The following is an 11,289-nucleotide window of genomic DNA, read 5'->3' as shown; positions in this document are numbered from 1 at the left end:
CGCCTGCCGGCGTCGTTCAGCGCAGGAAGATCAGGCCCATGCCGGCGACGACCAGCGCCGCTCCCGCCCAGGCGCCGTTGGCGGGACGCTCGCCGGTTCTTGCCCACAGCATCGGCAGGATGATGACAGGCGAGGTCGCCGACAGCGTCGAGACGATGCCGACCTTGCCGCCCGAAAGCGCAAAGAGCAGCAGCGTCATGCCGATGCCGAGCGCGATGAAGCCTGTCAGCGCGGTGAGGGCCGCAACCTTGAAGGTCAGCGGCCCCTTGGGCTTGACCGCTGGGATCGGCAGCTGGATCAGCACTGTCAGGCAGACGGCGGCGATGCCGACGCGCAGCATGGAGGCGAGGAAGGGGTCGATGCCGGTGGCCATGACCGGGCGGGCGATGATCGATCCCACGGCCTGGCCGGTGGCGGCGCCGAGGCCGAGCGCCACGCCGATCCACAATGGCCCCTTGACCTTCTCCCAGGCATGCAGCTGGTCGCGGCGCTTGCCGAAAACGATGGCGAGCACGACGCCGGCAACTGTCAAAGCAATGCCTGCTACCGCGTTGGTCGACAGGTCCTCGCCGAGCGCCAGCCAGCCGAGCAGGGCGGCGATGGGCGCATTCAGCGCAAACAGGATGCCGGAGCGGCGCGGGCCGACGCGGTTGAGGGTGGCAAAGAGCAGCGTGTCGCCGACGAAGATGCCGACAAGGCCGGAGACCAGCAGCGGCGCGACATTGGCGGCGTCAAGCTGTTGCCAGGCGCCGGTGGCGAGCACATAGGCGGCCAGCAGGCAGGTGACGAAGATCTGGCGGAAGCGATTGAAGGCGAGCGCACCGAGATGGCCGGCAGGGCCGGCCGAGATCAGTCCCGTCACCGACCAGCAGGTCGCGGCTCCGAGGGCGGCAAGTTCGTGGATCGGCATGGGAGCTCACAAGGTTACGGCACGCCACAGAATCGGCGGCTCAATCTAGGAGCGCGACAGCCTTTGCTCAACGGATCCCTGGGCCGCCGTGGCCTGTCCTAGCTCCTAAAGGCTAGGCCAGCGGGCCTTTCCGGCTACATCCTGCCATTGCCTGTGGTGATAGGGTGCGCTCCGGGAGAAACGGCGGCTGCGCCGATGCGCCCGCACGCCTCCGCAACCAAGGAGGATGAAATGGCATATTACGTCTTTCTTACCAATTTCACCGATCAGGGCGCACGCACGGTGCGGGACTCGCCCAAGCGCGCCGACGCATTCAGGGCGATGGCCGAAAAGAGCGGCGCCAAGGTGCATACGCTGCTGTGGACGCTCGGCAAATATGACGTCATCGTTCTTCTCGAGGCGCCCGACGACGCGACCGCGACCGCGCTCAGTCTCTCGGTGTCGGCGCTCGGCAACATCAAGACCCAGACGCTGAAGGCCTTCGACGCCGCCGACATGCGCAAGATCATCGACAAGATGGTCTGACATGCCGGTTCGGGCGGGAGCTCTTGCCATGCCACATGGCTTCCGCCCGTTCTTGATTCCGGCTCCGCGCTCGCGCTAGCGTGACCTCGGGCAGGCTGTTCGGGATCCGGATTTGAATTTTCACAAGACCAGTCGCGACGCGTTTGCGGATGCGGAGGCGTTCATCCGGGAAAACCTCGTGGTGTTGCCGGTGCCGTCGATTGCCGGCATATCGCTCTACACCGCTCATCCGGGCAGCGGCCTGCGCCGGCTGGCAGGCGACGACGATGGTCCACCGCCTTACTGGGCCTATCGCTGGGCCGGCGGTCTGGCGCTGGCGCATCATGTGCTTGCCCTGCCGGAGGCGGTGCGAGGGCGACGCGTGCTCGACCTTGGCGCCGGCTCGGGGCTGGTCGGCATTGCCGCGGCCAAGGCCGGGGCGGCCAGCGTGATGTCGGCCGAGATCGATCCGAACGGGATCGCCGCCATTGGTCTCAACGCCGGGCTGAACGGCGTGACGGTCATGCCGTGCGGCGACGACCTGGTCGGTGGCGCGCCGCCCGAGGTCGACCTCGTGCTGGTCGGCGACCTGTTTTACGCGCGGGAAATCGCCGAGCGGGTGGCTGTGTTCCTCGACCGGTGCCGGACTGCCGGCATCGAGGTACTGGTCGGCGATCCCGGCCGCGAGTTCCTGCCCTTGGCGCGGCTCGATCCGGTGGCCGAATATGCGGTCGCCGATGTCGGCAGCGCTGCGGCGCCAGCCAGGGTCTATGCCTTCGTCGCCTGACGGCCGACCGCAGCGCGCCGAATTCCTGCACTGTCGCCTCGCCACGCGCCGCCGTCACATGGGGCTGTTCGTGGACCGGCTTGACTCATTCTCATATTTGAGAATATTTCTCTCATATGGATGAGATCGACGATGGCATGGATATCAGGATCGCGCAGCGGCTGCGGACGCTCAGGGCCGAGCGCGACTGGTCGCTGGACGAGTTGGCGAAGCGCAGCGGGGTCAGCCGGGCGACGCTGTCGCGGCTGGAAAATGCCGAGGTCAGCCCGACGGCAAGCGTGCTCGGCAGACTTTGCGCTGCCTATGGGCTGACAATGTCCCGGCTGATGCACATGGTCGAGGGGACGTTTCAGCCGGTGATGTCCAGGCAGGTGCAACCGGTGTGGAGCGATCCCGAGATCGGGTTTCGTCGCCGGCAGGTGTCGCCGCCGGCACAGATGCTGGCCGGCGAGGTGCTGGAATGCGAGATGGATGCCGGCACTGATATTTCCTACGAGGCGCCGCCGCATCAGGGGCTCGAGCATCATCTGCTGCTTCTGGATGGGCAGCTCTCGGTCACCGTCGATGGTCGCGCGCATGAGCTGAAGCCGGGCGACTGCCTGCGCTACCAGCTGTTCGGACCGAGCGCCTTTGCCACGCCCGCGGGGCAGGGCGCGACATACATGCTATTCATCGTGTGAGACGTCATGAGCGAATTCGAGATTTCCGTGTTCGGGGCCAGCGACATCGAGGCCAATCTGGCCGAACTGGGCCAACTCCTGCATGCCTGCGTGCATGCAGGCGCGAGCATCGGCTTCGTGCTGCCTTATTCATTGGCCGACGCCGAGAGCTTCTGGACCGACAAGGTGCTGCCGGGTGTCGGTGAAGAAACGCGCATCATGCTGGTGGCAAGGCAAGATGGCCGCATCGCCGGCACGGTGCAGCTCGGCTACGACACGATGCCCAACCAGATGCATCGGGTCGACATCAACAAGCTGATGGTGCATCCCGACTTCCGCCGTCAGGGCATTGCCAACAGGCTGATGGTGGAGATCGAGGCGCATGCCCGCAGGCTGGGCCGCCGCCTGATGACATTGGACACGCGGACCGGCGACAGCGCCGAGCCGCTGTACACGTCGCTGGGCTATGTCACCGCCGGCGTGATCCCCGCCTATGCGCGCGATCCCTTCGGCAGCGACCGTCTCGACGCAACGACTGTCATGTACAAGCTGCTCTAGAGCGCCGATGCGACACAGGTAGCGGCCGGGGGCTCCGGACCGGCAACTGCCCGACGCCCTGTCGCAGAAACTGATTCCGGATGCGCGGCTAAGGCACTGGCCGCCATATTCTTTCTTCGCATCGGCCGATGCGGCGGGCATAAATGGCTGACGTGCCGATCTTCGAGTCGGCATCGACGAACGGGCCACCTGCCAGGAGCCGCCATGGGCGAGAACCTTCACAACATCTGGCTCAACGATGCGCTGGTGTTCCTGTTCGCCGCCGGCGTGCTGGTGCCGCTGATGCGGGTGGCGCGCATCCCGAGCGTGCTCGGCTTCCTGCTGGCCGGCCTGGCGCTCGGGCCCTTCGGCATGGGGGCCTTGGCGGAACGCTGGCCGCTGCTCAGCCATTTCACCTTTGCCGATCCGGAAGCGGCCGAACCTTTTGCCGAGCTCGGGGTGCTGTTTCTTTTGTTCCTGCTCGGGCTCGAACTGTCGTTCGAGAAGCTCTGGTCGCTCAGGCGCATGGTTGTCGGCGCGGGCGGGCTGCAGGCGCTGGCGAGCGTCGCTGCCATCGCCGCCGTTGCCGCCCTGTTCGGCGCCGAAGGCCGCGTCGCGCTGGCGATCGGCCTGGCGCTGGCGCTGTCGTCGACGGCGATCGTCATGCAGACGCTGACCGAGGAAAAGCGCGTCGCCGGGCCGGTGGGGCGGGCAGCACTCGCCGTGCTGCTGTTCCAGGACATGCTGGTGGCGCCGATCCTGATCCTCATCGGCTTTCTCGGGCAGGGGCCGGATGCCAGCCTGTTGCCGGCGCTGCTCGAGGCGCTGATCCAGGGCGGCATCGCTGTGGCGATCATCCTTTTGTTTGGACGTTTCGTGCTCAAGGACGCCTTCCGGCTTGCCGCACGCGCCGGCGGACGCGATTTCCTTATGGGGCTGACGCTGCTGGTCATCGTCGGCGGCGCCGTGTTCACCGCCGCTGCCGGACTGTCGCTGGCGCTGGGCGCGTTCATGGCGGGTCTTCTGCTCGGCGAGACCGAGTTCAAGCACCAGGCCGAGGTCGACCTCGAACCGTTCAAGGGCCTGCTGCTCGGCCTGTTCTTCATGACCGTCGGCATCGGCCTCGACCTTGCCACCGTATGGAGCGAACTGCCGACGGTGCTGGCAGGGCTGGTGGCGCTGCTTGTGGTCAAGGCGGCCATCGCCAGCTTCGCCTGCCGCGCCTTCGGGCTGGAGCGGGCGCGGGCGGTCGAGACCGGCTTCTTGCTCGCGCCGGCGAGCGAATTCGCCTTCGTGGTGGTGACGACTGCGGCGGCGGCCAATGTGCTCGACGCGCCGACGGCGACGCTGGTGACGGGCATTGCCGGACTGTCGATGCTGGTCACGCCGCTGGTGGCGCTGATCGGCCGGCGCATCGCGGCCCGTATCGACGCCAGGCGGCCGTCGGACATTGCGCCCGAAACCTATCCCGATCTCCGGGGGCACGTCGTCATTGCCGGCTTCGGCCGCGTCGGTCGCACGATTGCGCGCATCCTCGATGCCGAGGAAACCGACATCGTGGCGCTGGAGCGCAATCCCGAGATCGTGGCGCGCGAGCGCAAGGCGGGCCGCAAGATCTATCTGGGCGATGCCGCGCGTCCCGAAATCCTCGCCCATGCCGGGGCCGAGGGCGCCAGCCTGTTCATCGTCACCGTCGACAATGCCGCCGATGCCGCCGCCATGGTGCATGCGGTCAGGCAGATGCGCAGCGATGCGCCCGTGCTGGCCCGCGCCCAGGACGCCGCCCATGCCCGCCAGCTCTACGAGGCGGGCGCCGAATTCGTCATTCCCGATGCGGTAGAGGCCGGCCTGCAGCTGGCCGGCAGGGCGCTTCTGGAGTTCGGCTATTCCAACGAGGTGCTCAAGGATCGCATCGCGACCGAACGCAGCGTCGAATACCAGCGCGCCGGGGCGGAGTAGGCGCGCCCATCGTGCCTAGCGGTTAGAATCTGCGGTAACCCTTGCTTCCTAATCATGGAGCTCGTCCTCAAGGGACATCGTGATAGTCGCGCACATTTTTCGTATGAATGTATAAATCGCCAAAGCTGAAATTCGTGATGTTGTCAGATGCCTCCAAGCCCGCACGCGTTCTCCTTGAATCAAATCGATCTGAACCTGCTTCGTACGTTCGACGCATTGATGCAGGAGCGCAGCGTCACAAAGGCGGCGGAACTCCTTGGCAGGACGCAGTCGGCCACAAGCCATTCACTTTCCAGGTTGCGGCATATCTTCAAAGACGAATTGTTTTCTCGCGATTCAGGGGTGATGGAGCCGACGCCTCGGGCGAAAGAACTGGCTGCGGTTCTTACTCGCTCGCTGGCTGACATTCGTCAGGTCGTTGAAAGGCATTTGAATTTCGAGCCTGCGAGCACATTCAGAAACTTCAGGATCGGCCTCTCGGATTCCTCGGCCGTTACGATCCTTCCGAGCCTCATCCAGAACTTCTCGGCTCAGGCGCCAAATGCAACGCTCAACGTCTTGCACACGAGAGAGGCTGAAGTCCTCGACTTGCTGAAATCCAAGCAAATCGAGTGCGCGGTGCTCGGCAACTTTTCACTCAAGAGTGACCAGATTACGGTCGTGCAACTATCGACGCACAAGATGGTCTGTGCCGGCTGGAAAGGAAATGGCCTGCTGGATGACTTCACCCAAGAGCGCTACTTGTCTTCGCCTCATCTTCAGATCTCTGCAGACGGCAAGGCGGATGGCGTTGCAGATATCGTTCTGAGAGGCCTTGGCCTCAAACGGAAGGTTGTCGCCACCATTCCGCACTATCTCGTAGCGCCCTGGATCATCAAGGACACGCCTCTCATAACGGTTTTTGGCGACAACTTCATTTTCGCGGTCTCCGAAGAAACCGAGACCAAGATCGTTCCGGCCCCGTTCCCTCTTCCGGACGTTCGGGTCTCCATGGTTTACGAACGTAGTTTGGAGGCCGATGCGGGACATGCCTGGCTGCGAAGCCTGATCATCGCCACGACAGAGGTGCAGCGGGCATTGAAAGAAGCGGCGTATAGACGCCTTAACATCTCCGGCGGTCCTCAACCTTAACATGGACGTGCGCCAAGCGTTGGTCCCTCATGGGCTGTTTCACGATGGCACTATGCATGACATGCATAGTCTTATGTCGCATTATCAATTTCACCAATCATGCAGGTGACTGCTATCCGTAGGCCACGGTTCAAACAGGGAGGAACCAATGAAGCGTGGCCTTACAACGAGTGGCGTGGTTCTTGCGCTCTCGGCATTTTCGACCCTCAGCAGCTTTGCTGCGGACATTCCCGTAACGGATGCCGTCAAGACCAGCGGCAAGCTTACAATCGCCAGTTCCCTCGCCTACGCCCCCTTCGAGTTCACTGACGCCTCCGGAAAGCCGGCTGGCCTGGACATTGAGATGGCTCAGGCCGCAGCCGACCTGATGGGGGTGAAGCTGGAAGTCGTCACAATTCCCTTCGCCTCGCAGATTCCGGCTCTCGCATCGGGGCGCGCAACGATGGCCTGGACCACCTTCACGGTGCTGCCTGAGCGTTTGAAACAGGTGGACTTCATCTCCTTCATGGAAACCGGCTCCGTGGCAACGGTGAAGCCGGAGGACAAGGACAAGTTCACAAAGAAGCTTGACCTTTGCGGGCACGCCGTCGCGGTTCAGACCGGCACTTCCGGCGATATCGCTGCCGACAGGATCTCGGCCGACTGCAAGGCCGCCAACCTGCCGGAGATCAACAAACAGATCTATCCGGAGCCAAAGGACAGCATCGCTGCGGTGCTGTCAGGTCGCGCCGAGGCCTGGTTGGATGACTCGACGGCCACAGGCTATTTTGAGAAAACGAGCAAGGGGCAGCTCGTCGTTACCGGCGACAGCTACTATCCGTCACCGCTCGGGATCGCGGTCCCGAAGGGAGACAAGGCTACGGCGGCCATGGTGGATGCCGTCCTCAAGGAATTGATGGCGAACGGCACCTATAAAAAGCTGCTCGACAGCTACAACATGGGCAAGTCGTCCCTGGACGCGCCGGTCATTTACACCGACGTCTCTCAACTGAACCAGTAACCGCCATATCTCGTCCGAGATCGACTGAACGCCCGGTGGCCTCGACTGCCGGGCGGGGAGAGCTGTGCGACACCCATGAAAAACGATCAAAACTCCGCGGCAATTGCCAAGCTTAAAGTGGTTCCGCTGCCCCACCCGTTCCGCCTCGCGGCCATCATGCTTGTGCTGTCGCTTCTCGCGCTGGCAGTTCGTAGTGCGGCAACGAACCCCAAGCTGCAATGGCCCATCGCCGGAAGCTATCTCTTCAATCCGCTGATCATGAATGGTCTCCTAGTGACCCTCATCGTGACCGCTCTGGTAATGGTGATCGCCGTTATCCTGGGCACGATTGCGGCACTTATGATCTTGTCGCCGAGCCGGCTGCTTTCAACGCCGGCAAAAGTGTTCGTCTGGTTTTTCCGGGGAACGCCGGCGCTGGTCCAGCTTATACTCTGGTACAATCTGGCGCTGATCGTTCCGCGCTTCGAGCTTTGGCTGCCTGGTCTTGGCACCATTTTTTCAATTTCGACCAACGACGTCATGACGCCTCTGGTCGCGGCCGTCGTCGGCCTTTCGCTCCACGAATCCGGCTACATGGCGGAAATCATCCGCAATGGCCTGCAGTCAGTCAACCAAGGCCAGCGGGAAGCGGCTCTGTGCCTCGGGATGAAGCCGAGCCTGTTGATGCGCCGCATCATCATCCCCCAAGCCATGCGCGTAATCATCCCTCCATCCGGCAACGAGACGATTAACCTGCTCAAGACCACTTCGCTGGTCAGCGTTGTTGCAGTGGGTGACCTGCTTTATTCGGCGCAATCCATCTACGCCCGTACGTTCGAGACCATACCGCTGTTGCTGGTTGTAACCTTTTGGTACCTCGTTGTCGTGGCGATCATGTCGATCGGCCAGTTTTACCTGGAACGCCATTTCTCTCGGGACAATGCCACACGGCAAGGCAAGGGCACGCTGAAAGCAACATTCAGCAATGCCTTCTCCGTTCGCAGGAGGGTCACACAATGACTGTTTCAAGAACACATCACGGCCGCTTTGGTATCGACCAGAATGTCATGGTCTATGCCGAAGGCGTCCGAAAATCCTTCGGTTCCCTCGAAGTGCTTAAAGACGTCAGCCTGAGCGTCCCGACAGGCAGCGTCGCCTGCATCATCGGGCCTTCGGGTTCGGGCAAGAGCACGTTCTTGCGATGCATCAACCATCTGGAGAAGATCGATGGCGGCCTGCTCCTCGTGGACGGGGACTTCATAGGGTATGAGCTTAGGCAAGACCGGCTCCATGAACTGCCAGACAGCGCAATCTGCCGCCGTCGTGCCGAGGTCGGTATGGTGTTCCAGCAGTTCAACCTTTTCGGCCATCTGACCGTCCTGCAGAACGTCATCGAGGCACCAGTCCATGTCCGGGGTGAATCGGTCAAATCTGCCACGGAGCGGGCGCTCCATCTGCTTGGCAAGGTTGGTCTTGCCGAGAAGTGCCACGCTTATCCGCGACAGCTCTCTGGCGGGCAGCAACAACGCGTGGCGATAGCTCGGGCGCTTGCCATGCGGCCCAAGGTCATTCTCTTCGACGAGCCTACTTCGGCGCTCGATCCCGAACTCGTTGGCGAGGTTCTTGCCGTCATGAAGGATTTGGCGCGGGACGGCATGACCATGGTGGTGGTTACACACGAAATCGGGTTCGCGTCAGAAGTCGCCGACCAACTCGTTTTCATGGACGGTGGCGTCGTTGTCGAGCGTGGCGTTCCAAAGGAAATGATTGCAAATCCGCAATCACAACGCCTCCGCGAGTTCCTGGCGCGCGTCAAGTAGCCCGATCCCACAAACAATCAGATATCGACCTCGTGAATCCGCGGGGAAGGAGATCCCATGTCCACAAACACCGCTCGTTCTGTATCCCATCAGTCGCTCCATGACTTTAGCCAGGCAATAGATCGGACAGCTCTCAGCACCCTCAAATGGGAGATGGAAATCGACCGGCTGGGCGACCCGGACCTTCTCTCGTTTGGAACCGCTGATCTGGATTTCCGGTCGCCACCGGCCGTCGTTGAAGCGCTGCATCGTGCGGTCGATGCCGGCCATTTTGGTTATCCTCTGAGACGACCCGGCTACTACGACGCGGTCACGGGCTATCTGAGCAGACGTTTCGGATGGCAGGTGGAGAAGACGTGGATCGATTCATGTGTCGCGATTTATCCATCGATGCACTCGATCATCATGGAACTGACCCAGGCCGGCGACGAGATCATCTACCAGCCACCCGTCCACCACGTTTTTGCGGAGATCGTGAAGGCCAACGACCGCGTGCCCGTCGCCAATCAACTGATCAATCGCGGCGGCACATACGAGATGGATTTTGCCGGGCTTGAGGCCTGCATTACTGACCGAACGAAGTTGTTGTTGCTTTGCAGCCCGCACAATCCGGTTGGCCGGGTCTGGACTCGCGACGAGCTGAAGGAACTGGCACGCATATGCTCCGAACGCGGAGTCATCGTGGTTTCCGACGAGGTCTACAGCGGGATGCTGTATGAGGAAACGGAATTCACACCCTTTGCGGCGGTTTCAGAATGGGCTGCGATGAATTCCTATTGCTTGCTCTCACCAAGCAAGCCCTTCAATCTTACCGGACTGAAGCATTCCATCGTTGTCACCCCGAGCCCGGTCCTGCGGGATGCCTTCCGGCGCGGCTTGCTGCGCGCCAATCTACAGTATGGTGGCAGCGTACTTGGATACGCTGCTGCCGAGGTGGCGTTCCGGGATTGTGACGATTGGAGCCACGCGCTGATGCGCCATGTTGCCGGCAATCACGCATATGTCACGGATTTGATCCAGTCATTCCTGCCCGAGGTCAGGGTTCCGGTAGCCGAAGCAGCATACTTCGCCTGGCTGGATCTCTCTGGGCTCAACACGCCGAAGGCTGTCTATGAGCCGCTGATTGAAAGGCAGGCGAAGCTCGTCGTGACCTATGGCGAGCCGATGGGGCCTGGTGGAGAGAACCACATCCGCATCAACCTCGGCACTTCGAGATCGATCTTGGAGGCGGGCATGCGACGGCTGCTCTCGGTACTCGTTCCACTTACCGGACGTTCCTTTGATGAAAGCGCTTGCTGATGGCAAGCACAGCAGAGACGCGTCTCGCAGCCCTGGGCATTGAGTTGCCGGAACCTCCGACCGCAGTGGCGAATTACGTGGCGACGATGCGATCGTCGAATTTGCTTTTCGTGTCAGGGCAGCTTTGCCTTGACAGAGACGCCCTCGTTGCCAGCGGCAGTGTCGGCGGAAGCGTAACGGTGGCAGATGCCACCGTTGCGGCAAGAGCTTGCGCCATCAACATTCTTGCACAGTGCCGCAGCGCGTTGGGCGGCCTCGATCGTGTGCGCCAGGTCGTGCGGCTTGGTGGCTTCATCGCCAGCACCCCGGATTTCGAGGATCAGGCGAAAGTCATGAATGGCGCATCTGATCTAATGGTCGAAGTCTTCGGCGATGCCGGCAGGCATACGCGGTCCACCGTTGGCGTAATGTCGCTGCCAAAGGGCGCGGCGGTCGAAATCGAAGCCATATTCGAGGTCGAGCCTTGATATTGGCGGTGGAGCCTAATTGCACGGCAGGATTCGGTTCGCGACGGAATTAACTCGGACGGCTTCAAAGGGGGCGGCAGCCGAACGGCGGCTTTCGCACAGAGCTGTTCCGCCCAAGGTCAACCGTAAGGATCAGGTCTGGGTGAGCTGTGCAAATCCGCGGTCGGGGCCCATCAGCACCATCACTGCAACAAGCATGCATTTCACAGTTGGCGTTGGGCATGGTCACATTCGTGG

At 62.1% G+C, this 11,289-nt stretch carries 12 protein-coding genes; 11 read left to right on the top strand and 1 reads right to left on the bottom strand.

The window, feature by feature from the left end:
- Positions 1-16 precede the first annotated feature (16 nt).
- Positions 17-910: a DMT family transporter gene (locus B015_RS0117320; RefSeq protein ID WP_018428991.1), complete on the bottom strand. Its 894-nt coding sequence runs from the start codon at positions 908-910 to the stop codon at positions 17-19.
- 231 nt (positions 911-1,141) lie between these two features.
- Between B015_RS0117320 and B015_RS0117315 the strand changes: the two genes are divergently transcribed.
- The 11 genes from B015_RS0117315 to B015_RS0117265 all read left to right on the top strand — a co-directional run bounded on the left by B015_RS0117315 (position 1,142) and on the right by B015_RS0117265 (position 11,052).
- Complete coding sequence (locus B015_RS0117315; protein WP_026227399.1) at positions 1,142-1,435, top strand: GYD domain-containing protein; 294 nt, start codon at positions 1,142-1,144, stop codon at positions 1,433-1,435.
- Between the two features lie 112 nt (positions 1,436-1,547).
- Complete coding sequence (locus B015_RS0117310; RefSeq protein ID WP_018428989.1) at positions 1,548-2,201, top strand: 50S ribosomal protein L11 methyltransferase; 654 nt, start codon at positions 1,548-1,550, stop codon at positions 2,199-2,201.
- 116 nt (positions 2,202-2,317) lie between these two features.
- Positions 2,318-2,881: an XRE family transcriptional regulator gene (locus tag B015_RS0117305; protein ID WP_018428988.1), complete on the top strand. Its 564-nt coding sequence runs from the start codon at positions 2,318-2,320 to the stop codon at positions 2,879-2,881.
- 6 nt (positions 2,882-2,887) lie between these two features.
- Complete coding sequence (locus tag B015_RS0117300) at positions 2,888-3,418, top strand: GNAT family N-acetyltransferase (protein ID WP_018428987.1); 531 nt, start codon at positions 2,888-2,890, stop codon at positions 3,416-3,418.
- A gap of 204 nt (positions 3,419-3,622) precedes the next feature.
- Complete coding sequence (locus B015_RS0117295; protein ID WP_018428986.1) at positions 3,623-5,356, top strand: cation:proton antiporter; 1,734 nt, start codon at positions 3,623-3,625, stop codon at positions 5,354-5,356.
- Positions 5,357-5,530: 174 nt separating this feature from the next.
- Positions 5,531-6,487, top strand: a complete 957-nt coding sequence (locus tag B015_RS0117290; protein WP_245262209.1) for a LysR family transcriptional regulator — start codon at positions 5,531-5,533, stop codon at positions 6,485-6,487.
- A 148-nt stretch (positions 6,488-6,635) separates the two neighbouring features.
- Positions 6,636-7,487, top strand: a complete 852-nt coding sequence (locus B015_RS0117285) for an ABC transporter substrate-binding protein (RefSeq protein ID WP_018428984.1) — start codon at positions 6,636-6,638, stop codon at positions 7,485-7,487.
- 75 nt (positions 7,488-7,562) lie between these two features.
- A complete protein-coding gene (locus tag B015_RS0117280) occupies positions 7,563-8,486 on the top strand; it encodes an amino acid ABC transporter permease (RefSeq protein WP_018428983.1) in 924 nt (307 codons plus the stop codon).
- Positions 8,483-9,286 carry an amino acid ABC transporter ATP-binding protein gene (locus B015_RS0117275; RefSeq protein WP_026227398.1) on the top strand — a complete coding sequence of 268 codons (804 nt, stop codon included), beginning with the start codon at positions 8,483-8,485 and terminating at the stop codon, positions 9,284-9,286. The genes B015_RS0117280 and B015_RS0117275 overlap by 4 nt, the downstream gene beginning before the upstream one ends.
- 57 nt (positions 9,287-9,343) lie before the next feature.
- Positions 9,344-10,585: an aminotransferase class I/II-fold pyridoxal phosphate-dependent enzyme gene (locus tag B015_RS0117270; protein WP_051091911.1), complete on the top strand. Its 1,242-nt coding sequence runs from the start codon at positions 9,344-9,346 to the stop codon at positions 10,583-10,585.
- Complete coding sequence (locus tag B015_RS0117265; protein ID WP_026227397.1) at positions 10,585-11,052, top strand: RidA family protein; 468 nt, start codon at positions 10,585-10,587, stop codon at positions 11,050-11,052. Before B015_RS0117270 ends, B015_RS0117265 begins: the two co-directional genes overlap by 1 nt.
- The last annotated feature ends 237 nt before the right edge of the window (positions 11,053-11,289 follow it).

This window comes from Hoeflea sp. 108 (assembly GCF_000372965.1).
Classification (GTDB): Bacteria; Pseudomonadota; Alphaproteobacteria; order Rhizobiales; family Rhizobiaceae; genus Aminobacter.
This window is presented reverse-complemented; position numbering and strand designations above follow the sequence as displayed.

Excerpts from the sequence above, each read along its gene's own strand:
- B015_RS0117320 (WP_018428991.1), bottom strand. The coding sequence starts at position 910 with ATGCCGATCCACGAACTTGCCGCCCTCGGAGCCGCGACCTGCTGGTCG.
- B015_RS0117315 (WP_026227399.1), top strand. The coding sequence starts at position 1,142 with ATGGCATATTACGTCTTTCTTACCAATTTCACCGATCAGGGCGCACGC.
- B015_RS0117305 (WP_018428988.1), top strand. The coding sequence starts at position 2,318 with ATGGATGAGATCGACGATGGCATGGATATCAGGATCGCGCAGCGGCTG.
- B015_RS0117300 (WP_018428987.1), top strand. The coding sequence starts at position 2,888 with ATGAGCGAATTCGAGATTTCCGTGTTCGGGGCCAGCGACATCGAGGCC.
- B015_RS0117295 (WP_018428986.1), top strand. The coding sequence starts at position 3,623 with ATGGGCGAGAACCTTCACAACATCTGGCTCAACGATGCGCTGGTGTTC.
- B015_RS0117285 (WP_018428984.1), top strand. The coding sequence starts at position 6,636 with ATGAAGCGTGGCCTTACAACGAGTGGCGTGGTTCTTGCGCTCTCGGCA.
- B015_RS0117280 (WP_018428983.1), top strand. The coding sequence starts at position 7,563 with ATGAAAAACGATCAAAACTCCGCGGCAATTGCCAAGCTTAAAGTGGTT.
- B015_RS0117275 (WP_026227398.1), top strand. The coding sequence starts at position 8,483 with ATGACTGTTTCAAGAACACATCACGGCCGCTTTGGTATCGACCAGAAT.
- B015_RS0117270 (WP_051091911.1), top strand. The coding sequence starts at position 9,344 with ATGTCCACAAACACCGCTCGTTCTGTATCCCATCAGTCGCTCCATGAC.
- B015_RS0117265 (WP_026227397.1), top strand. The coding sequence starts at position 10,585 with ATGGCAAGCACAGCAGAGACGCGTCTCGCAGCCCTGGGCATTGAGTTG.